The 501-nt window shown below is 67.7% G+C and carries 1 protein-coding gene; it reads right to left on the bottom strand.

All coding sequences use genetic code 11. The annotated features are described in order from the left end of the window. A partial coding sequence (locus CKO27_RS24215; RefSeq protein ID WP_242471121.1) for a class I SAM-dependent methyltransferase occupies positions 1–501 on the bottom strand: 501 nt, incomplete at both ends.

Consider the following 501-nt stretch of genomic DNA (forward strand, 5'->3'; position numbering starts at 1 on the left):
GCTCGGAGGCAAGGCGCGCCCGGACGTCCTGCGCGAGCTCGTCCTCAGGGTTCTCGTCGAGCCACAGGCGCATCGTCAGCCACTTGGCCGCCTCGTACCTGTCCCAGTCGTCCTTGTTCGCCAGCACCATTTCCACGACGTCGTAGCCAAGGGTGCGGAAAGTGGCGAGGAGCTCCGGAAGCAGGCAGAAGTCGGAACGCGCGCCGGCATCGCATCCCTTGGCGACCTCTTCCGTCGGCGGCATCTGCAGCCAGTACGGCTCGCCGATGAGGATGATGCCTCCGCGGCGGAGGCTTTTTGAAAGAAGCGCGACGGTGCCGGGAACGCCCCCGCCGATCCACGTGGCGCCGATACAGGCCGCGACGTCGACCTTCTCGTCCGCCACATGCCCGGCAGCATCGCCATGCATGAAGGCGACCCGGTCGGAGACCCCGAGCGCTTCTGCGCGCTCTCTGGCCTGCCGCGTGAACAACGGGCTCTTGTCGATGCCCGTGCCGCGGA

Source organism: Thiocystis violacea (assembly GCF_016583575.1).
Taxonomy (GTDB): Bacteria; Pseudomonadota; Gammaproteobacteria; order Chromatiales; family Chromatiaceae; genus Thiocystis; species Thiocystis violacea.